This window comes from uncultured Microscilla sp., assembly GCF_947493425.1.
GTDB lineage: Bacteria > Bacteroidota > Bacteroidia > Cytophagales > Microscillaceae > Microscilla.
Window position 1 is genome coordinate 1 of record NZ_CANLRP010000057.1, and the last position, 22,070, is coordinate 22,070.

Consider the following 22,070-nt stretch of genomic DNA (forward strand, 5'->3'; position numbering starts at 1 on the left):
TTAAAAATGTTTGGTCACAATTTTAACTTGTTTTTACCGTAGTGGGTTTCTTTTTTGCAAATGGCTAAAGTCGAGCTTAGCTTTGGTCTATTGGTACGTTATTTAAAACAAACTCAAAGAAGGTGTTTCCATTGATTTTTTGTACCAACTCGTGGTGACGGTTATAGATAAACACACTGGGAGTCATGACATGACCAAAGTAATCAAATATTTTTTTCTCTTCAATTTGCATTACCCTATAGTTGTCATACTTATTCATCTCATAAGCCTCATCAAACGTTTTCAGCGCTTTGATTGGCTCGCTGGAAAACAGAATCACTTGAGTACCCTCTAACTGGTTGGCATGTTTGACCAAATTCTTGGCGTTGTCTTGACAATGATGACACAAAGAATTGAACAAGAAAAACAAAGTAGTTTTTTTATCAAGGTCTTTGCGTGTAAAGGGTTTCCCGTCAAGGGTAGTCAATTGTATATCGGGTATTTTTTGAGCTTGAGGGTTGGGCTTGTTATTGGTAATTATTTTTCTGGCGTTAGCCCCACTGTTTACTCCTCCTTTAGAGTTTTGGCAGCTCCACATGCTTAACAAAAGCACTAAAATGAGCAGCAACCCTCCTAATCCAACAATTCTTCCTTTCATTTTGTATGTACGTTTAAACTGTTTGTGTAATATATAATAATTGCTCATTACAGCCTGTTGCAGGCAAACTACTGAGAGCAGTTGCACAAAAATAATAATTTTACGCAAAATCGGGTGAGAAAATAATTGTTTGATAATATACTCATCGCCTTGGCTCGTGTCTCCATGAGCTGATCGGAACCTTCAAAAATAATGTTCCCAGGCGTTGTGATGAGGCGATCTACCTCGTGTCTTTGAAAAAAAAGAAAGGTATTTTAAAGCGGAAGAACGACACGGTGTATGATTCGAAATATGAAGAAAAACGGCAGTACACTAATAAAAAAGGGGCAACTCGTAGCCCCTTTTAATTTCTTAAAAAAATTATATCAAAATACTTGACCTTGTACCTCGCTGAGCAACGATATACATTGGTATCCAAGGAGACACAAACCGAGGTGAAGGATAAAAAAAACACCTGCCACTGACAGGTGTTTTTAAGTTAGGTTTTTATATGGAGTGCATAATAGTTATATGGTTTATAGATTTAATTCCCTTGACTAAGTATTAGTGCATTGGGTACTAAGTTACTCACATATTAGCTATGCTGAGCTCGGCACAGTAGAACTGTAGCCTCGGTTCTTTGGCGACTTTTGCCCCCTGACTTCCTCGTAAAAAAATTAGATAGCTAAGGTCCTGATATGCATCGCATGCGTCAAAGCTTAATTTTACGAACACTTAAAATACCGTCAAAATCATCAAAAACGACTCTTTTAGGCGCAACTCCTACGGAGCCGTGTCTCGTTTCGTTTATTTTTTCTACCAAGGTTTCGCCCCACTGGGGCTAATATTCGTAAAAAGTGGCATAAAAACGAGCAAAGAGTTTTGAACGATTCCATAAAAATTGTGATTCAACACAACTTGAAGCTGGTTTTTACAGGCGGAATTTTAAGCCCTGACCAATGTGATATGCATCGGAATTCAGAAAGCGAACTATCCACCATTTTCACGACTCGTCAGAAAACAAAATTCATCCAAATTAATAGGCAACTTATTTAATCCCCAATGCACTAGCATCAACTTTTGTCCACCTGGCTTAGTCCGCTTTTCTTACAGAGCTTACGCCAGAGCTATTGCTTTGCAAGGTAGGATTGCCTTTGTAACGTACTTTTGAAGCACCACTGGCTTCAACTGAAAGTTTGTTAGCTACCTGTACATATACCTTACTGGCACCCGAAAGCTCCAGTTCAGCATTTTTTACAGCAAAGTCATACGCCATAATTTTGGAAGCACCACTTATGTTTAGCTTTACATTGTCAGCGTTTCCGTCCTTTAGTTCAACTTTAGAGGCTCCCGATATGTCCAGATTCATTTGTCCTTCGCTAAAACCTCTGGCAGTAAGCTTGCAAGCTCCCGACAGGTTCAAAGCTTCAAGACTTGGGGTGCTTATTTCCAACACAATATTACGGTAACTGCCTCTTTTAAAGCTCAGTTTTACTTGCTCACCATTTTGGGTCAGCTTTAGCTTGTCCAAATCTGCTTCACGTCCCTTGGCTACTACCTTTGTTTCGTTGCTTTTTACCAGTTTTACCTTGAATACGCCACCAATGGTTAATTTTTTGAAATTATTTACCTTAAATGCCCTTGTTCCATCACCATGGTTTTGTTCTTCGTGGCTCACACGATTGTCATTATCATTGTAATATCCACGTCTGTTTTCATAACGGGCAATTTTTTCTTCATCGGGGCTATGCTTACAACTTATACATACCAAACGACCACTCTTTTTAAACTTCCACACGTTTTTTCCATCCATATCGCGGGCACTATACCCATTTTTGTTAATCGTGTTATAAATAATGTGACGCAGGCTATTGGTCATTATAAACTCCTTTTCGTAAGGAATGTATAGTCTCATTTTGTTACTTTGTGCCCTAAACTTGGCCTTGGGCTTAAAGGTGAAGTTTCTGTCGAAAAGTAATGTGTTATCTTCCTTGGCTACCCCATATTCAATCATTTGTGCATTATTGGCAGCGTCCTGGTAACTTTCTCCGGCAGCGCCAAAGCTATGCTCTAGTTTAAAAGCGGCTTCGCCATAACCCTGCAAAGTTAACCTGCTGCGTCGGTAGTCTTTCATTCCATTATTTTGGTTCAGGTCCAACATTACAGGAGCTTTTCCTTCAAAAGTATAATACTCTACTTTGCCCGATGTGTTGGTGTAGCCAAAGTTGTTAATGTTGGGAGGTAATGCCACACCTAAGCCAATCAGACTAACTACCCAAAGCCCAGCCATTGTCCAACCAAAACGAGCCCGAATGACCCAACGGCGTAACAATAACGAAATGCCTAAACCTATGATAAACAAACTTGGTATGAGCAGGGTAAAGTACATGCTAGTAGCAAGCAGGGCGGGTAGTTCCATACTATTATAGTAAAACCTTGCGGGTACTGGTCCTAAGTACATTCCTTCAAAGTGAAAATTACCCAAGGTAAAAATAACGGCAATGGTTAAGCCTACCGTCATACTCAAGCCCATAATAAAAGCCAAAAAACCCCCACCAATACGAATACTTTCGGAAGCAAGTACAAAAAACGGACGAATCAAAGGACTTAGGCTATTGATGAGCACACCAGCCATTTTGAAAGGAAACATCACAACTTGTCCGGCTTTGGTAGTACTATAGTTTCCTTGCTTGGGTACTCCCATTGTTTTACGTAGGGTAGAATCAATATTTTTGAGGGTAATGGGCTCACCTTCCATTTTCATACGGTCGGTAATGGTTTTTGCTTCAGGCGAAATGATCCAGAGAATAATGTATAGTAAAATACTGGCACCACCCAATGCAATACCCAATACAAATAATAAACGCAATAGGGCAAGCTCTATACCTACATAATGCGATAGTCCAGCAACTACTCCACCAATGGTAGAATGGTTGCGGTCCCGGTAAAATCTTTTGATTTGAGGGTTTTCTTCCAGCTCTTTGTTCAAAGGTACCACTGCCCAAAGGGTAATATAACTGATCAGCGTAAAAGCAGGAATTGCCGGGGCAAAGAATAGCCCAAAGGTAAGTACAATCAGAATAAGACGCACCCACATAGCATCCATGTTAAAGTAATGGGCAAGCCCTGAAGCCACCCCACCCAAAATCTTGTGGTTGCCATCACGGTACAAGCGCTTGCCACGGGTTCGGCGTGGTACCTGACTAGCCACAGCTTGTGGCACATGTTCGGCAGTATGGCGGTGGTTGTCTTCTACATCGAAGTTCAAGTCTTCTGTGTATGCTTTTTCGGTTTGGATGGTTTTTTTAACCGGAGGGTTCTTTGTCGGTTGTGCTTGAAGCGACGCCTGGTACTCGGCTTCGGTTTGTAGCTCAAGCCCACCATCGTTAAACACCGGATTAGAAGCAATGGGTTGGTAAGCAGGGTCGTCTTCCATTGCCTGAAAGTCAGCAACACTCCCCATGGTAGTGATCAGATGGTTTACATCCTCTTGGGTAATCACTTGCTTGCCACTATTGAGGGTTGACATAAAAATTTCAGCCATACGGTTTTCTATGTCTTCTATAATCTCCTTACTGTCTTCAAATGAGGCAAAATACTGCTCTACCGAAGAGAGGTAGGTTTTGAGTTGCTCGTAGGTATCTTCTTCTATGTAGAAGATGATCCCACTAATGTTGATGCTAATATTTTTTTTCATGGTTATATGTGCTGAGTTTATTAAGTGCTTGTCTAAAGTCGATTGATGGTTTTAATTAGGTATTATTTCTTTTTGAGTTTTATCTCTTCCAGTGTTGGTATCTCAATGCTTTCCCGCTTATTTTGAATAATCTTATTGGTGGACAATACCAGTTCGTTCCACGTAATATTTAGTTTTTGTAAAAACTCGTTGCCTTTTTCGGTCAATGTGTAGTGCTTTTGTGGAGGACCAAGTTTTGACTCTTTCCAGCTATAGGCCAGTAAGTCGGCTTTGCGTAAGCGAGTCAATAAGGGGTAAAGTGTGCCTTCTACCACAATGATTTTTGCATCTTTGAGCTCCTTAAGAATATCAGATGCGTAAATCTCGCCACGCGAAATGATATGAAGAATGCAAAATTCCAGAATGCCCTTACGCATCTGTACTTGTGTGTTTTCTATGTTCATAATATTATGATAAATGTTAACATTGAGTAAACTATTTACTTTGATTAAACATATACACGTCTATCAAAGGTTCTATGTAATACCAAGTATTGGAATAAAAAAATATTTTTTCTCTTAGTTACGACAAAAATAATAGAAAGTTCTATGTAATGCAAGGTATCTTATAAAAACCTGAACCCACAGGCTAAATTACATTTCATTTGCAGTGTACCCAAAACACTAACCAGAGGGAAAGGGGTGTTAAATACTTTTTGCATATTAAAGTATTGATAATGAGGTGAATATGAGCTGTGTGTAGATAAGCTTAGGAGCAGTAGCATCGAAAAAAATGAGCGAACAGGCAAGTAAACTTCCATAAAAATACTGCAATGATTTAATCAACTCATAGCCAAAACCTTAGGCTTTTTTAGTAAATATTTTTGATTTGACCCTTCTGTTATTAGTAAATTAATATGTATTTTTGTTTAGTAATCCCTATACAAATCATACTTAAGATGTATGCCTGAACTTAATCATACATCTATCCATTAATTAAAAAATAAGTTGCAAAAGATAATATATTAACTAAGTTATATGCCAAGCTTCATTGGCAGTAGGTAGGTGCAGGTCTTGAAAAACTTGTACACTCATCACCAAAAATCTGTAAGAGTTTGAGCGTTATTTTAGCTAATTCAGAATTAAAAAATCGCAACTACTTATCTACTGCAAAAAAAGGGTATACAAATGTTCCGTAGGGGAGAATTATTACAAGTGTTGGGCTGTGTTTGGTAAGCAATGGGTAAGTATCACCTGTTGATTATTATATTCAAACAAAGCGTTTTTTGAACAACCCTAAAAACTTTACAAAATTGACAGACAATAGCAAAAGTAATAATAAACCTGCCAAGAGTCGAAATTCCCAAAGTGCTTATTTAGCCAACCAATTGGGCAAAGTACCCCCTCAGGTGATAGAGATAGAAGAAGCTGTGTTGGGGGCGTTGATGATAGAAAAAGATGCGCTAACCGATATTATAGATGTATTAAAACCAAATAGTTTTTATAAACCTGCCCATCAGGAAATTTACCAGGCAATTTTTGAACTTTTTTCAGAGTCGCAGCCAGTAGACATGCTCACTGTGACCCAACAATTGCGTAAAATGGCCAAGCTCGAAATGGTTGGAGGACCTTCTTATATCATGAAGCTGACCTCTATGGTAAACTCAGCGGCCAACATTGAATACCACGCCCGTATTATTACCGAGCAAGCCATCAAACGTGATTTAATTGCCATATCTTCCGAAATTCAAAAAGAAGCTTTCGAAGACAGTTCCGACGTATTTACCCTGCTTGACAAAGCTGAACAAGCCTTGTTTGATATTTCTGAAAATAACATCAGAAAAAATTACGCAGACATGCGCTCTATTATGCAAGATGCCATCAAAGAGCTGGAAGAACGCCGTGACCAAAAAGATGGACTTACTGGTATACCTACTGGGCTTACCGCGCTCGACAGGGTAACGGCAGGTTGGCAAAAGTCCGATTTAGTAATATTGGCAGCAAGACCTGCGATGGGTAAAACAGCTTTCTCACTGACGGTTTTGCGTAATGCAGCGGTAGACTTTGGCAAACCTGTGGCCTTCTTTTCACTTGAGATGTCGGCAGTACAGCTCACCAACCGTCTTATATCGTCGGAAGCCCAAATAGAAAGTGAAAAAATTAAGAAAGGGCAGATGGAACCCCATGAGTGGGAAATCTTATATCAAAAAATTGCCACTATTTCTGAAGCCCCCATATTTATTGATGACACCCCTGCCTTGTCTATCCTGGAACTAAGGGCAAAGTGTCGTCGTTTGAAAGCCCAACACGATATTCAACTAGTAATTATTGATTACCTACAGTTAATGACTGGTAACACGGGTAAAGGGGGAGCGGGTAATCGTGAACAAGAAATTGCCTCTATTTCGAGGGCATTGAAACAACTCGCCAAAGAACTGGATGTGCCCGTCATAGCCCTGTCGCAGTTGAGTCGTGCGGTAGAAACCCGTGGAGGAGACAAAAGACCCCAACTGTCAGATTTGCGTGAATCGGGTTCGATAGAGCAAGACGCCGATATGGTAGCTTTCCTGTATCGTGCTGAGTATTATGGTATTACCGAAGATGCCACCGGAAACTCTACAGCTGGAGTAGGGGAGGTGATGATAGCCAAACACCGTAACGGTTCGCTGGCTGATATTCCTTTACGTTTTATTGGGAAATATACCAAATTTGAAGACCTCGAAACCGATACTTTTGGTATGGACATGGGAGGAGGGTTTCCTTCTGGAGGTTCGTCTGAGTTCGATATGTCCGGCGCCATTACGTTGGGTAGCAAGGTAAATGAATCCAAACCAAATACCCCACCACCTGCCGATGACTTGCCTCGCCCTGAGGAAAGCACGGGCAGTATCTTTCCTCCCAGCAATTTAGACGATGATCCACCTTTTTAATGGGCTTTATGGTTGCATTCCTCACGTGCTGGAATGTGAATTTACTTTGGGAGCATTGTTTGATGGTTTGCGAAACTACCTTGTTTTGTGGACGGTCAAACTCCAGATATAAGTTTGGAGTTTGAGTGTGTTTAAACATCTGGTACTAAATTATCGACCTCATTGGATTATGCAAGTTTTTGCCGTAGATTCGCCCTTCTTCAAAATTGTTTGTTTCAACTTTTAGGCTCAAATTTATGACACCTGGCAAAATTATACTAGTTACTGGTGGCAACCGGGGCATAGGCTTTGAAATATGCCGCCAGCTTGCTACAATGGGACACAAAGTCATATTGACCGCACGTACTCCAGAAAAGGTGCAAGAGGCAGTAGTTCGTCTTGCCAACACGGGATTAAAAGTGCAAGGTGAGGTGTTAGATGTAAGCAAAACCGACTCTTTTAAGGTGTTTGTGCAGCACATTGAAGCAAAGTATACCCACTTAGACGTGTTAATTAATAATGCAGGCATTTTTTTGAAACAAAACCTACAAGCACTTACCGAGCAGGTTTTGGATGAAACCCTCAAGACTAATTTGTATGGGGCTGTATTTTTAAGCCGTGAACTTATCTCATTGCTCCATAACAGCAAAGGAGGACGCATTGTGAATGTGTCTAGTTTTTTGGGAGCCATGAGCGACATGAACCGTAATTACACTGCCTATCGTTTGTCTAAAGCTGCCCTCAATGCCTTTACTTTACACCTTTCGGTAGAATACCCCTTGCTTAAAATAAATGCTTGCCACCCAGGGCATGTACAAACCGATATGGGAGGGGTAAACGCCCAACGTACCGTAGAAAAAGGTGCTGAGACCCCAGTATGGCTTGCTGTCCACACTGAAATACCCACTGGTAAGTTTTTCTTTGACAAGCAGGTGGTGGGGTGGTAGTTGCTACAGGAGCAAGCTTTAAGCGACAAGTGCTTAGTTGCTGATTCAAACCTTGGTTTTAAACTACAAGGTTTGCTTACGCAAAAAACATGTTGGATTAAAACAACATTTTTTGCGCAAGCAAAATACCTATATACAGTGTTAATCAAATACTTCCTCCCTCACCTTGTGTTTAAATACATCCTGAGGGTAAAACCAAGCATTGCGGAGCTTTTTCTTAGAAAACAAAGGTAGTTGATCGCCATAATGCTTAGATGTTTTTTGGGTAGAGTTGCCATAACTTAACAATACCTTGGCTTTGACAGTTTTGCCAAACTCAATCACCCCCACCCAAGAGTCACCACCACCCACATAATTGATTCCTTGTTTGTCGGTGTAGCCCTCCCAAGCCACTCTAAATACCCCAATGCCTCCCGCAGAACCATTGGCAGGTAAGTTATACTTGCCGTATTTCAAGCGGTGCATCTTACCCCAGGCAATGGTTAGCTTGCCGTGTTTTTTCTTAAGGTAAGTCGCTACTGCATTCAGCATTTTTACTGCTTTTTGGGGCTGAGCCAAGCCATCAGGCGTGGTACGGGGCTTGGCCGCATTCCAGGGGGTTTTGTACATTTTACTGCGCCAAAACCCCATTTTAGATGCCCAGGCATAGAACAAATAAGCACCTTTGCTATCATTGTCCAAGTGTCGATTCCAATTTTGTAATACCTTTTTGGCTTCTTGGCTCAACGCATTGCCGTATTGATCTACTGCAGCAAACAAATCGTCTAAGATTCGGTCAGCCAGTTCAGAGCGGGTAGAGTGTTTGTAGGCAACCAGTTCGTCAAAAGTAATCGAAGTATCTTCGGCCAGCATTCGGGCAGAGCGTTGTGGACGGAACCCCATTCTGATAGGTGCCATATAGGGTGGGTAGTTTTTGGGTATAAGTAATGGCGGAAAAGTAACCGACCAAGGCGGATCATTGGCATTTTGGAGCCAACCTTGTGGTGGGTTTTTTAATTGAGGCATCTCTTTGTAAGCATGTATTTTGTGCCACAGGGTAGCCGTTGTATTGCCTGGTACTACATTGTTCCAAAACCCCCAATCGCCTTTAGAACGCACTGGTACTCGTCCGTTAAACATATAAAAAATATTCCCTTTTTTGTCGGCATACATCACATTCCAAAACGGAATTTGCTGCATTTTAAGGGCTTTTTCAAACTGTCGAAGGTTTTTGGCGGTAGCCATTTTCCACCATTGTAAAGCCATATTAGGTGCATTGGTACCTGCCATTTTTATTGCCAAAGCCCTGTGTTTGCCCATTTTTACTACAGGACCGTGTTCTGACACAAGCAAGTCAATGGTTTTGTTCTGAAACTTGCCCTCTTTGGTTTTTACTTGGATGGTAGTGCGGGTTTTTACAAATGGTTTGACTGCTCCATCCATTACATATCCCTCATCTTTGAGTTCCAGCTCATAAGTATCAGCATTGTCTATGGTATTATCTGTATGGCTCCAGCCCAGGTGTTGATTAAAACCAATGGCTATGCCTGGCAAGCCTACCAGGTTTACCCCATAAGTATTGTGGCGGGGGCTTATAAGATGCATTTCATGAAACAAAAATTCGTTGCTCCATGGCAGGTGAGGGTTTTGCACCAACATGGCGTTTTTGCTTGCCGACCGAGAAGGGGCTATGGCATAAGCATTAGAGCCTTTGTCGGCCCATTTTTGCACCCTGCCTAGTTCACTGCCTCCTACAAACCGGGTAAATACTACATACATCAAATGTAGGTGAATGTCGTCAGTAGTCACCGGAAGGACTACTTTATATTTTTTGTCAAAATGATTGGGGTGTGCCTGAGCATATTTGTTCATTCCCTTGACAAAGGCCTCAATGTATTTTTTTTGGGTAGGATGTTGTTTTTTTTGCCATTTTTTTGCCAACTGCGGAAATTGCAGTGAGCGAATAAGCTTGTCGTTGTGCAGGTAACGCACCCCCCAATATTCGGCGGCCTTGCCTCGCGACTTGCCATACATCTTTAGTATGAGGTTGCCGTGGTTGTGCATGTGTGCCCAGCCCATCGCCATAAACAAGTCTTGGTCGTTTTTAGCGTAGATATGAGGCACCCCCCAGGTATCCCATACAATGCGGGTTTGTTTGAAGTTGACTGATTGATTGTTTTGTGCCTGGCACGACAAGCCCAGCCAACTGATAAAAAGCAGGGTAAATAAGTTTCGTATGGTCATATAGAATGATTTTGATGGTAATAATTGGGTAAATGGTTACAGAAAAAAGAATTACGATAAATATTATTTGAAAGCCCACTGTTTTTAGTAGTGGGATGAAAAATAGTTGCCGAATGGCAAATGATGTTCAAACCTTTTTTTGGTTTTCAATATATTTTTTGATGGTTTTTTCTGAAATATGCCCTACTGATTCAATATAGTATGACCTTGTCCAAAGTGTTGGAAGTCTACTTTTTAGTTGGGGAAATTCTTGCCTCAAATGGCGACTAGTGTAGCCCTTAAGTTGCCCAATGATGAAATGAGGAGCATCTATAGGCTTCGCTTTGATGACAAGATGTACATGGTCTTTCATAACCTCCATTGTTTCTATTTCAATGCCCAAATCTTTAGCCTTTGAAAGCAAAAGTTCTTTGAGCCTTGTTTGTATTTCCTGAGTCAGGACTTTCCTGCGGTATTTTGGACACCAAATGATATGATAGCCTAGGTTGTAGACACTATTTTTAGAGCTTTTCCAGCGTTTTTCCATAGCTTAAATATAGTATTTATTTGTCAGATAAATAATATTTCCTTCGTATATTGCATTATGCTCCAAGTAGTGAAGACATACAAATACAAGCTCCGAAATTTGTCGGCTACCCAAACTCAAAAACTGAGTAGTTGGGTAGGTGCTTGTCGGTTTGTGTACAACCTTGCTTTGGAGACAAAACAATACGCCTACAAAGCCTACGGGGTTAACTTGTCTCGCTTTGATTTGGATAAGGAGCTCAAAACCCTCAAGGATGTAGAGTGGATTAAAGATGTCCCTTCTCAAAGCCTCCAGGATGTGCTTCAAAGGCTTGAGAAAGCCTATCAATCTTTCTTTAAAGGTGGTGGCTTTCCCAAATGGGCGAAAAAAGGCAAATACAACTCCATCACTCTGAAGTCAGTCACCCGTGACAACTGTGAGGCTGGTCGTTTTGTTCTTCCAAAGCTGGGTGAGGTCAAAACCTTCTACTCACGAGAAATCCCTAAAAAAGCCAAACTTAAGCGAGCAACCATCATCAAAGAATCGGATGGTTTCTACATTTCTATTATGTTCTCAACGACCACCCAACCACTTCCCAGTAATAACCAAACTGTGGGATTGGATTGGGGGATAGAACATTTTCTAACCACTTCAGGTGGCGAACACATTGCCAATCCGCGTCTTTTTCAGCACTACCAAAACAAGCTTAGGATTGAACAACGAAGCCTTTCCCGCAAAAAGAAAGGCGGGAGCAACTTCAAGAAGCAAGCCCGAAAACTTGCCAAACTTCAGGCTAAAATTGCCCGTATTCGCAACGATTTTCAACACAAAGTCAGCACAGGCTTAATTCTCAAATATGGCTCTATTGCGGTTGAAAACCTCAAAGTTCGCAATATGACTGGTAGCGCCAAAGGAACCACCGAAGCACCTGGAAAGAATGTCAAATCCAAATCAGGTCTTAATCGCTCTATTCTGGACACGGCGCCTTCTATGTTTTTGGATAAGCTAGAATACAAATCGAAATGGCACGGACGAACTTTTGTCAAGGTAAACCCAAAGTATACTTCCCAGGTATGCTCTGAATGTGGGCACAAAGACAAAGAAAGCAGGAAAACACAAGCTAAATTTGTGTGTACATCTTGTGGCACAAAATTAAACGCAGATGTCAATGCTGCAAAAAATATTGAGGCAAGGGCTTTTGCCTCTATCCGTTAACGTGAACCATTAGGTTGTGCGTTGGGTGAGAATCCCCTCTGCTTTAGCTTGGGGAGCAGTCAATAATCAATTTAGAAAGTAAAGTTAAAAAGAGGATAGCATCAAGCTCTTTTTTTGTTTTTTAAACTGTTACTTGTTGTAAATGATTGATTAATAGGTTGTTAATGGTGCTGAGGGAGAGGTTTGAAAATTATTGTATTTTTTGACACAAGCATTTGTTTTTTGCTAACATTGTTTTATATTTGCCAAACAAATGAGCAAGAAAGCGTTTGTAAAAAGTTATAAACAGCTCAAAATATTGAAAATATTTGTTAGCATTTCGTGCGATGTTTCGTCGCAGTAGAAGTTAAGCTCTCCATACATCACCATACGGCAATGTCATTCAGCGTATTCTAATTTACTATACCCCATAGTAGAATCGAATTTAGCTGGACGGGCGAAGCCCTCAATGGTCAATTTTACTATGGGGTATAGTAAATCCCATACGCCTACAGTGATTTCCGCTGGTCTCAGGCAAGAAGTAACAAATAATCATCATTTTTTTATTACTTATTTATAGTATAGTCTCAAATCGAGTTAGCATTTCGTGCGATGTTTCGTCGCAGTAGAAGTCAAGCTTTCCATACATCACTATACGGCAATGTCATTCAGCGTATTTTTAGGCTAGGGGGTACACCTCTTAGTCAAGAACAGCTGAACGGGCAAAGCCCTATTCGGTCGACTAAGAGGTGTACCCCCTAGCCTCCCATACGCCTACAGTGATTTCCGCTAGTCCATAGCGAGTAGTAATGACATTTGAGTAGTAGTAGATAAAAAATATTCAAGCCAAATTGAGTGTGCGCTTTAATCTCAGATGTGATGTTTCGTCATTACTCAAAGTAAGGCTACCCCAAACATCATTTATAGTAATTTCATTTGGTGTGTTGAAGATTCAAAAAACAGCGTCGGTTCAATGCCTGCCTGTTTGTCTCTTGTTATGCTGGCAATGATTATTATAAATACCAGTGGGTAGTCGCAATATTTGGTAAAAGCACTTATTTTAAGTGAGTTATAAGTTGAGTTAGCATTTCGTGCGATGTTTCGTCGCAGCAGAAGTCAAGCTTTCCATACATCACTATACGGCAATGTCATTCAGCGTATTTTAGCGGGATACCGTCAATTCTTTCATTAAGAATAGCTGAATGAGCAAGCTCAATTCGATTAATAATAGAATTGACGGTATCCCGCACCATACGCCTACAGTGATTTCCGCTAGTCCATAGCGAGTAGTAACAAGACTTATCAATAAAATCAAAAAAGTGACATACCACACATAATGGTGGTTTTGTCTACCACATCAAACACCAATGCCAAGGTATTGATCAGATAAGCTGTCACTTTTTAGCAAAACCAGTAATATATAAAATTAAAAGCTTAAAAATCAATTATTTCTAAGAAGGAGGTGTCCCATGTTAAATGAATCATTATTGCAAAACTTTCCCCCTGCCAATGATAAAGATGTATTTGATATTATTCAATTCATCAAAAAATCTCCTTTGGAAAAAAACTATTGGCGCATACTCAAAACACTTTATAAAAAAACGGAGACTTATTTTTTGGGTTTGTCTTCGCAGGAAAGCCATACTATAGACGCTGAGGCGACCAATAACCAATTGTTGATGTTGACCCACTTGATTTTTAAGATTGACCGTGTCAACCCCCAAGATGTAAAGAGCCCTTACCCCACCCACGCCACTTTGCGTTATATGAAACGCCGTGCCCGTAGATTTTTGCGCACCCTGGCGGTTCAACAGCCTCAATACTATTTCCAAATAGCCTCTAAATTGCTTGTTTTTCAGGCCGATAAGCCTACATTCAACTTAAGTTATCAATGGGTAATCGCCGATATTTTGTTGGGTAACTCTCATCGTGCTCACCAAAAAGGACATGGACAAGGCAAGTTTGTTTTTGATGGCAATCGTTACCATTTACACCATCGAGAAGAAGGGCAACCTGAGGTTTGGGATGGTCAACTCAACTTTTTGCAAGAGTTATTGATGAAAAACCTACCTTGGGAAATTTATGAATTTGTGGTGAAGATATTAGATCATCACCAAGCCACTCCTACCCAAGTAAGCGAAGAAGTACTGGAGAAGTTTTTCAATACTCCTTCACATTGGCTTAAGCGTACTGCTGCTGTTATGGCATACCAAACATTTTTGTTTCAGGGGGTAAAGCCCGCATTGTTTGCCGGCATGTGGTTGTATAGCGGTGCTACTATTCGCAAAAAAATAGATGAAACCGATGCCAATCGCCCCAATAAAGGCGCCAAGTGGTACAAAGACTATGGCAAACACTTGTTTAAATACAGTTTTAACGAATTGCGTGTGGGTAACAATGGCAAACGTATTGTAAAAGCGCTGGAGTTGGTACAGCAAAAGTACGCTCAAGAGATTCAGCCCGATAGCATTTTGCCTATAGCCCCAGCTTTGCTTCAGTCTAACCACAAAGCACTGAATGATTTGGCATTGCAAGGAGCCGATTTTGCTCAGAGAAGCGATGCCCTCGAATGGCTGAAAGCTTTGGGTACCAATGCCAATGAACAGTTATATAAGCAGCTTGCCAAAAAACTGATTACCAAGTTTACCCAACGCTACATGTATGCCCGAGACATTGAACCTTATGTATACAATACGTCGCCTTACGTAGCAGACTTTGGCTGGCGATTGTCTGATAAATTGTCTTGGGGTATTTATTCAATATGGAATAAACTCACTAACTATCAGCACAATAACCGCATCAAACGCGAATACTTTATCCATGCCATTACTACTACAGCAGGAATCAATGCTTTTATGAATTATTATAGTGGCAATGGTTACTTAAACAATCTGCCTGAGTATATTCTGACCGACATTATCTCAGATGGAGATAAAAGAGTCTACGATTTTCTGGTAAATCGTTTAAAGCTTGACTTTACTAAACAACCTATGTATCATTTTCAAAGGTTGGCAGCTTTTCCGGGAGATGTAAAGGAAGACATTTTAGCTGAAGCTTTGCAAAAGCTTAAAAATAAAGACTTGTTTAAAGACTATTGGATGGTTACGCAGGGCTTTTCGCAAATTGCCCGTAATGATTGGGCAATGGATGCTTTCTTTCGGCTTTTAGATGTTGCCAAAGTGTCTGATGCTGGGGCAAGCAACCTTTGTGGGCACGTGTTTAATTATGATATTAAATTGGTGGATCGTTTGATGACATACATCAATGATTTACCCAAGAATAGCAATCGTAAAAGCTTGTTTGTAAAGCACTTGGCTGACAAGCTCAGCCGTGATGTAAACATTGGGGCACGTATACCTGCTGGGTTGATGGATGAAATCATGCAACAAATGGGTTTTGAGATGTTACTTACTCTAACTGCTACTGCCAACGATCAGGCTTGGAAAAGCCTTAGCAAAGCAGTATACCAGCAATTATTGTATAAGCAGAACGAAATAGGTTTTTGGAAAAATATTTTGGAGCGGGTGCTCGACGCTGAAAGCGAAACTTTGAGCAATCGCTTAATAGAGGATAAGGAGTTTTTTGAGCTTTTTCAACAACAAAAAGATGCCTCGGTACTCGAAATTAACCATCCTTCTTTTGAGCAAGCATTATTGGGTTGGGTAAAAAACAACAAAGACCTGTTTGCTGTAGGTACAGCGCCTTTGCGAAGCTTGTGTTACCACAAATTGCCTTCATTGCGTCAGTGGGGGCTTGCCAAAGCTGCTGAGCTGGGTATGAGCATTATGTTTGGATTGCAACTGTTAGAGTCGGGCATTCCTGATACAATGGCTGCCGGACGTGCTTATTTCAATGGATTGGCAGCTGGTTCTGACGATGAAAGAGAAGCAGCCTTGGCTTTATGCGATAGCCCCAGCAAAGAGGTGCGCACATTTGGAATGGAATTTCTTGCGCAGCGCAAAGATCAACTCAAAGACCAACCCCAGGTACTGGCGTTTTTGTCTGAACACGCTGATGCTTTTGTACAAGCGTTTGTATCGCGTGAAATAAGCCAACAAGCACTTAACGAACCTTTTGTGACACGTTTTGACAAAGAAATTTTGCGGATGAAAAATCGTAGCCGTGAAGCAAAAGAACATACTAAAAAGAGGGTAGAAGAAACCTTGGCTGTAGATGCTCAAGTATTGAAGGAAGTGGCACGTTCGGGAGGCAAAACAGATGCAGAGTGGGCTATTGTACAATTGACCAAAAAGGCATTGGCAGGCGAAGAAATAGATGGTTTTGTTCTGGATTAATTAAATGCTTGAAATTTAACTGCAATAGTCCATAGCTGATTCGAGTAAATATTCACCTTGTTAAATCCTGTAAACCAGTATCTTATATTAAGATTATTTACTCACTTTATTTTCAAAAGTGTGTCGGTTTTACGCCTAAATACCCAATTAAATAGCTTTTAAATTCATAAATAACTGATAACCAACTTTGACTAAAATCACTGCGGAGTATTGTTAACAGTTGCCCTAAATAAAAAATCCCCTCGTTTGAAAATATTCAAGTGAGGGGATTTGTATTATATTTAGATATGAGTTGTGTCGAATACAATGTGTTCTGTAGGTTATCAAAAATTAACTTTTGTAACACTGGCTTAATTTTCTACATCTACCCAAATGTTGGTAGTAAATTTGGCGGTTTGAGTTTTGCCACAGCGGGTACAGGTTCTTTTCAAACTATTTCCTTCCCAGTCATGTCCCCAAATTCGGCAGGCAAAATGCTTTGATTTTATCTTGTCTGCCTGAAACTCCTTTAAGTTCTCGTTCTCAGGTGTTTGATGCTCTGTCATAATTGTTTAATTAACGTGTTCGTGTGTCATTACTGCTTTTTTAAGAAGTACGGTTATTTTCTAAAAAAAGTTAGATGATTCACCCAATACACAAAATATTATTTTCGTCTATGTTTCCTCGTAAATCACTCATGTTAAATTTACTTTCGTGCGCTGGGTCAATCTTTAAATTTAATAAAAAAATCAAATACTTAAGCAGCGGGTGTAAGACATTTTTTAATAATGCATATTTTAATTTGCTGTTACTGACCACCAGTTACTTGTATTATTTCTGGTTTTGCTCATAAATATCCTGCCAGACAAATGTCAATGGATAAGCGGAAAATACTGCGGGTAAAGTAAAAACTTTGAGTTTGACGCGTATTTGCTATGGTGGCTAAGTAAGTTTTGGGCAGGTTTGTCACACAACACCCTAAGCTAAGGAACGATGCAAAAATAAAGTTCTATAGTTTAAGGAAATATTTTTTGGTCAGGCGAGGTCAAAAAACGCGGCATAGCCATGGCAAGTTTTTTTAACGAAGCATGTCCAAAAAAGATGAGGTTAAGAATGTAAATTTATTTTGACACCGTTCCTAAGCATAATTACAGACGAAGTGTGAATCCCTTTTTCAAACTTAAAGCCTCTGTTATATCAAAAAGTTCAAGTGAATTGTTTGAAAAAAAATGACTATGTGCTATGATAAAAATCATTTTACACCCCGATTTTTGACTTCATATTTGTGGCTTTCTAAATTTGTAATTGATGATAGAGCAGCAAATAGAACTCATGGCTCCGGCAGGGTCATTTGAAGCGTTGATGGCCGCCATTCAGGCAGGTGCCAATTCGGTATATTTTGGGGTAGATCAGCTCAATATGCGCGCCCGTGCCACTATGAATTTTACCTTGGATGATTTGGGTAAAATTGCTGAAATATGCCAACAATACAACGTCAAAACCTACCTTACCCTCAATACCATTATCTATGATCATGACTTGTCGTTGTTTAAACGCATTGTACAAGAGGTAAAAAAACATAATATTACAGCCATCATTGCCAGCGATCAGGCGGTAATTAGTTATGCCCACTCTCAGGGGGTAGAGGTACACATCTCTACCCAAACCAATATTACAAACATAGAGTCTGTAAAGTTTTTTGCCCACTTTGCCGATGTGATGGTGTTGGCACGTGAGCTAAGCCTCAAGCAAGTAAAAGCGATAGCAGACGCAGTGAAAAAAGAACAAATCACCGGACCTTCAGGTAAGTTGGTCGCGCTCGAAGTATTTGCACATGGAGCTTTGTGTATGGCGGTGTCGGGCAAGTGTTATTTGAGCTTGCATACCCACAACTCATCGGCAAACCGAGGGGCTTGTATTCAAAACTGTCGCCGTACTTATACTGTTATCGACAAAGAGGAAGGATTTGAATTTGATATTGACAATGAGTTTATTATGTCGCCCAAAGACTTGTGTACTATAGATTTTTTAGATCAATTATTGGGTACAGGGATCAATGTACTGAAAATAGAAGGCAGAGGGCGGGCACCCGAATATGTAAAAACCGTGATTGCTTGTTATCGCGAAGCCATAGACGCTTACCAGGCAGGTACTTATACTTCTGCCAGGATAGAAGGCTGGATGAAGCGTTTGCACAATGTGTACAACCGAGGCTTTTGGGGAGGGTATTACCTGGGGCAAAAATTAGGGGAGTGGACAGATACGAGTGGCTCGAAGGCACGCCAAAAAAAGGTGTACTTAGGTAAAGGCGTGCATTATTTTTCTAACCTACAAGTGGGAGAGTTTAAGATAGAGGCTCAATCATTGAAAAAAGGTGACCAAATACTCATTACCGGACAAACTACCGGAGTGATTGAGACAAGTGTATATGAAATAAGGGTAAACAATGCCATAGTAGACGAAGCCAAACGAGGTGAAGCTTGCTCGTTTAAGGTCGCAGCCAAAATTCGTCCATCAGATAAGTTATATAAGGTAGTAGAGGTGTAAACAAACTTGAAAGGTCATGGTTACAATTACCCAACAACGACACAAATGCATTGGTTGCCATTATTGCGTAGAGCTGGCCTATGACCGCTGGCGTATGTCGAAAAAAGATGGTAAGAGTGTGTTGTTAGGTGCGACCGAAAAAAAAGGGTTTTATACGGTGAGGGTAGGAGACGAAGAACTAGACGACAACCTAAAAGCAGCGGAGGCTTGCCCAGTAAAAATCATTCAGGTGCGGCAACGATAAATATGATTGCCGCACCTATAGTTAGATGTAATGCTCCGAGAATATTTATTAGTTTTGCTTTCGTTTTGTTATATGAATACTCAAAACTTACACCTTTTTTTATGAAAAATGCTTTTACCAGATAAATTTTCAAACAAAAAAATGAGTTATTTGTTTACTCCCTGTAAACAGTATATTATTTTGTAAAACAACTTTTATAGTATACTATATTTGGTTGTTCAAAGGCCGTCAAATCTGCTTTAACCCCATTAAAAACCTCTCTTTATTTTACTACTAACCAATTAGTTATACTTTTTGCAACTGATTGCCAGAGTGATACTTAGGCTTTGGCAAAGACTTGTTTTTTGTTCATTCTACCCTGTATGAGTTCACTCATGATATTGCCAGTACTAAGCGACACTCCATAAAACGCATTCCTTTTAAAATATTGGGATTTATTCGATTTTTTGCGTATAAATCAAAATAATATATGGATTTGTTATGTATGTACTTGTTTATGTTCTGGATAGGTGTATTAAAAAACAAGTGCATAAATTTGCTTCATCCCGATAAGTTACTACTTTCGCATCATTCAATTATATTACGCACAATACTTAAATACACTTATTTACGATGAAAGTTAATCAATTTTGGGCAAAATCGATCAGTTCGGTTTTGTCCACCATTTTGCTTGTCTTATTTGCAAATCTTCAAGCATGGTCGCAAACCCCCCTAAACGATTTGGTAGAAAAAGTAAACTTCAAGTTTGATAGTAAATCCCGTACTATGGGCAACTCATGGAAAGACGTGCAGTTGCCCACAAATGCGATTTATGGGCGTTTTATTATTTCTAAGGCTAACCTTGGGAAGTATAGCAAAGTTATTTTCACCTCTTACAAAGATGGACAACAGCAAGTTTTGACTGGTGGACAGCTAAGAGAGTGGGGCAACTCTAGTGCTTATTTTAATGGTAACCAATTAAGCGTACAGGTTATTCAAGACTCACGTGATAAAGGGCATGTTTTTCTTGAAATGGAGCAAATGATTGTGGGTTATCCTACCCGTGGCATCAAGTCGCAATGTGGTAGTACCGACGATCGCATACCTTCAAACGATGCTGCAGTTGGTCGTATTGTACCAGTAGGATGTACAGGGTGGTTAATTACCAATGGTAAAATGGTAACAGCGGGTCACTGTACAGGTTCAAGCGCCCAAATACTGGAGTTCAATGTGCCTGCGTCTAACTCTAACGGCTCTATTGTACACCCTCCAGTAAAAGATCAATACCCTCTTTTGGCTTCTTCACTGCAAACTGGTTATCCGTCTGAAGACTGGGCGGTATACAACTTAGGTACCAACTCTGAAACTGGTTTAACAGCATTGGCAGCTCAAAACAAGTCTTTCAACGTGGTACAAACTAATGCTGCAAACACGATCAGAATTACTGGTTTTGGAGTAGAAAAAAGCAGTAACAACCCTTATAACCCTACAAGAAACCAAACCCAACAAACCCATACCGGACCTTTTTCGAGCGCTACTGGTACTAAATTGTACTATGCCACGGATACTGAGGGTGGTAACTCTGGTTCGCCTGTAATTGATGAGGCTACTGGTAACGCGATTGGTGTACACACCCACGGAGGTTGCTCTACAGGTTCCAATAGCGGAACAAATGCGCAGTTACAAAGCTTTTGGAATGCAATGGGGCTTGGTGACGGCAACCCTGACCCTGGTACTTACTGTGTATCTAAAGGAAACAACGTAAGCGACGAATATATTAGTAAAGTAGTATTTGGCAGCATCAACAAAAGCTCAGATGGTGGCAATGGCTATTCTAATTTCACGACTACAAGTACCGATGTAGCGCTTAACTCTACCACTACGATTTCTATTACCCCTACCTGGACAGGTACAAAGTACAATGAAGCCTACAGTGTATGGATTGATTTTAACCAAGATGGCGATTTTGGTGATGCTGGTGAGCAAGTATTTACCAAGGCAGCAAGCCAAGTTACTCCTGTAACTGGTAATATTACTATTCCGGCGAATGCCAAAAAGGGAACTACCCGTATGCGTGTATCAATGAAATACAATGCAATACCCACTTCTTGCGAAACTTTTACTTATGGCGAAGTAGAAGACTACACCGTAAATATTACTACTGGGACTCCCCCTGCACCTACTTACTGTGCTTCTAAAGGTAATAATGTGAGCGACGAATATATTAGTAAGGTAGTATTTGGTAGTATCAACAATAGCTCTGATGGAAGCAATGGTTACACCGATTTTACTTCTACGTCTACCTCGATAGCTCCTGGCAGCAGTGCTACAATTACTATTACCCCTACCTGGACAGGTACTGTATACAGCGAAGGTTACAGCGTATGGATTGATTTTAACCGTGATGGTGACTTTACTGATGCTGGCGAGCAAGTATTTACCCAGTCGGCTACCCAAAGTACGTCTGTATCTGGCACAATTAGTATTCCTGCTTCGGCTACTACTGGCGCTACTCGTATGCGTGTATCAATGAAATACAATGCAGTGCCTACTTCTTGCGAAAACTTTACTTATGGCGAGGTAGAAGACTATACGGTAAACATTGGTGGAGCTTCGGTAGAAAGTGTGGCTAAAAATTTACCTGCCGAAACTGTAGTATTGTATCCAAGTCCTGCCAAATCGGGGCAAAACATCAATATGAGAAGCAACCAGGCTGGGCAAGTATATACTGTAATGTCTGCCTTGGGGCGTGTAGTGTTGAGCGGCAAAGTATCAGATAGCAACTTCCAGATCAATACTTCTAAACTGGGTAAAGGTTTGTACATCTTACGTGTGGGCAAGTCTACCAGAAAATTCTTGATTGACTAGTTTCAAGTCATTAGCTGCAAGCTACAAGTGGCTTAAAACACTTAAAGTACAAGGTTGCTTCTACAACAGAGGCAACCTTGTATTGCTTT

The 22,070-nt window shown here is 40.4% G+C and carries 13 protein-coding genes; 7 read left to right on the forward strand and 6 right to left on the reverse strand.

Annotated features, from left to right (window positions below; all coding sequences use genetic code 11):
- Positions 1-76: 76 nt before the first annotated feature.
- From Q0954_RS15845 to Q0954_RS15855, 3 genes are all read right to left on the reverse strand, one after another.
- Positions 77-637, reverse strand: a complete 561-nt coding sequence (locus Q0954_RS15845) for a peroxiredoxin (protein WP_299458471.1) — start codon at positions 635-637, stop codon at positions 77-79.
- Positions 638-1,709: 1,072 nt separating this feature from the next.
- On the reverse strand, positions 1,710-4,313 hold the full coding sequence (locus Q0954_RS15850) for a PspC domain-containing protein (protein ID WP_299458472.1): 2,604 nt from the start codon (positions 4,311-4,313) through the stop codon (positions 1,710-1,712).
- 62 nt (positions 4,314-4,375) lie between these two features.
- The gene (locus Q0954_RS15855) at positions 4,376-4,756 is read right to left on the reverse strand and encodes a PadR family transcriptional regulator (protein ID WP_002700986.1); all 381 of its coding nucleotides are present in this window, start codon (positions 4,754-4,756) and stop codon (positions 4,376-4,378) included.
- A 923-nt stretch (positions 4,757-5,679) separates the two neighbouring features.
- Here Q0954_RS15855 and dnaB point away from each other — a divergent pair.
- Both dnaB and Q0954_RS15865 read left to right on the forward strand, forming a co-directional pair.
- Complete coding sequence (gene dnaB / locus Q0954_RS15860) at positions 5,680-7,221, forward strand: replicative DNA helicase (protein WP_299458494.1); 1,542 nt, start codon at positions 5,680-5,682, stop codon at positions 7,219-7,221.
- Between the two features lie 236 nt (positions 7,222-7,457).
- On the forward strand, positions 7,458-8,147 hold the full coding sequence (locus Q0954_RS15865) for an SDR family oxidoreductase (RefSeq protein WP_299458473.1): 690 nt from the start codon (positions 7,458-7,460) through the stop codon (positions 8,145-8,147).
- A 141-nt stretch (positions 8,148-8,288) separates the two neighbouring features.
- Here the strand turns inward: Q0954_RS15865 and Q0954_RS15870 are convergent, their stop codons facing one another.
- On the reverse strand, positions 8,289-10,370 hold the full coding sequence (locus Q0954_RS15870) for an acylase (protein WP_299458474.1): 2,082 nt from the start codon (positions 10,368-10,370) through the stop codon (positions 8,289-8,291).
- A gap of 127 nt (positions 10,371-10,497) precedes the next feature.
- The gene (tnpA, locus tag Q0954_RS15875) at positions 10,498-10,896 is read right to left on the reverse strand and encodes an IS200/IS605 family transposase (RefSeq protein WP_299458475.1); all 399 of its coding nucleotides are present in this window, start codon (positions 10,894-10,896) and stop codon (positions 10,498-10,500) included.
- Positions 10,897-10,965: 69 nt separating this feature from the next.
- On the opposite strand from tnpA, the gene Q0954_RS15880 reads away from it, so the two are divergent.
- Positions 10,966-12,090, forward strand: a complete 1,125-nt coding sequence (locus Q0954_RS15880) for an RNA-guided endonuclease TnpB family protein (protein WP_299458477.1) — start codon at positions 10,966-10,968, stop codon at positions 12,088-12,090.
- 1,448 nt (positions 12,091-13,538) lie between these two features.
- On the forward strand, positions 13,539-16,364 hold the full coding sequence (locus Q0954_RS15885) for a hypothetical protein (RefSeq protein ID WP_299458478.1): 2,826 nt from the start codon (positions 13,539-13,541) through the stop codon (positions 16,362-16,364).
- A 350-nt stretch (positions 16,365-16,714) separates the two neighbouring features.
- Here the strand turns inward: Q0954_RS15885 and Q0954_RS15890 are convergent, their stop codons facing one another.
- Positions 16,715-16,909, reverse strand: a complete 195-nt coding sequence (locus Q0954_RS15890) for a hypothetical protein (protein ID WP_299458480.1) — start codon at positions 16,907-16,909, stop codon at positions 16,715-16,717.
- 742 nt (positions 16,910-17,651) lie between these two features.
- On the opposite strand from Q0954_RS15890, the gene Q0954_RS15895 reads away from it, so the two are divergent.
- The 3 genes from Q0954_RS15895 (at position 17,652) to Q0954_RS15905 (ending at position 21,981) form a co-directional block, all read left to right on the forward strand.
- A complete protein-coding gene (locus Q0954_RS15895) occupies positions 17,652-18,890 on the forward strand; it encodes a peptidase U32 family protein (protein ID WP_299458481.1) in 1,239 nt (412 codons plus the stop codon).
- A 16-nt stretch (positions 18,891-18,906) separates the two neighbouring features.
- Positions 18,907-19,134, forward strand: coding sequence for a ferredoxin (locus Q0954_RS15900; protein ID WP_002700996.1), 228 nt, complete (start codon positions 18,907-18,909; stop codon positions 19,132-19,134).
- Between the two features lie 612 nt (positions 19,135-19,746).
- Positions 19,747-21,981 (forward strand): GEVED domain-containing protein, encoded by a 2,235-nt coding sequence (locus Q0954_RS15905; protein WP_299458482.1) that lies wholly within the window; start codon positions 19,747-19,749, stop codon positions 21,979-21,981.
- Positions 21,982-22,070: the final 89 nt, after the last annotated feature.

Bases quoted from the DNA above. Each gene is read 5' to 3' on its own strand.
- Q0954_RS15845 (WP_299458471.1), bottom strand. From the start codon at position 637: ATGAAAGGAAGAATTGTTGGATTAGGAGGGTTGCTGCTCATTTTAGTG.
- Q0954_RS15850 (WP_299458472.1), bottom strand. From the start codon at position 4,313: ATGAAAAAAAATATTAGCATCAACATTAGTGGGATCATCTTCTACATA.
- Q0954_RS15855 (WP_002700986.1), bottom strand. From the start codon at position 4,756: ATGAACATAGAAAACACACAAGTACAGATGCGTAAGGGCATTCTGGAA.
- Q0954_RS15865 (WP_299458473.1), top strand. From the start codon at position 7,458: ATGACACCTGGCAAAATTATACTAGTTACTGGTGGCAACCGGGGCATA.
- Q0954_RS15870 (WP_299458474.1), bottom strand. From the start codon at position 10,370: ATGACCATACGAAACTTATTTACCCTGCTTTTTATCAGTTGGCTGGGC.
- tnpA (WP_299458475.1), bottom strand. From the start codon at position 10,896: ATGGAAAAACGCTGGAAAAGCTCTAAAAATAGTGTCTACAACCTAGGC.
- Q0954_RS15885 (WP_299458478.1), top strand. From the start codon at position 13,539: ATGTTAAATGAATCATTATTGCAAAACTTTCCCCCTGCCAATGATAAA.
- Q0954_RS15890 (WP_299458480.1), bottom strand. From the start codon at position 16,909: ATGACAGAGCATCAAACACCTGAGAACGAGAACTTAAAGGAGTTTCAG.
- Q0954_RS15895 (WP_299458481.1), top strand. From the start codon at position 17,652: ATGATAGAGCAGCAAATAGAACTCATGGCTCCGGCAGGGTCATTTGAA.
- Q0954_RS15900 (WP_002700996.1), top strand. From the start codon at position 18,907: ATGGTTACAATTACCCAACAACGACACAAATGCATTGGTTGCCATTAT.
- Q0954_RS15905 (WP_299458482.1), top strand. From the start codon at position 19,747: ATGAAAGTTAATCAATTTTGGGCAAAATCGATCAGTTCGGTTTTGTCC.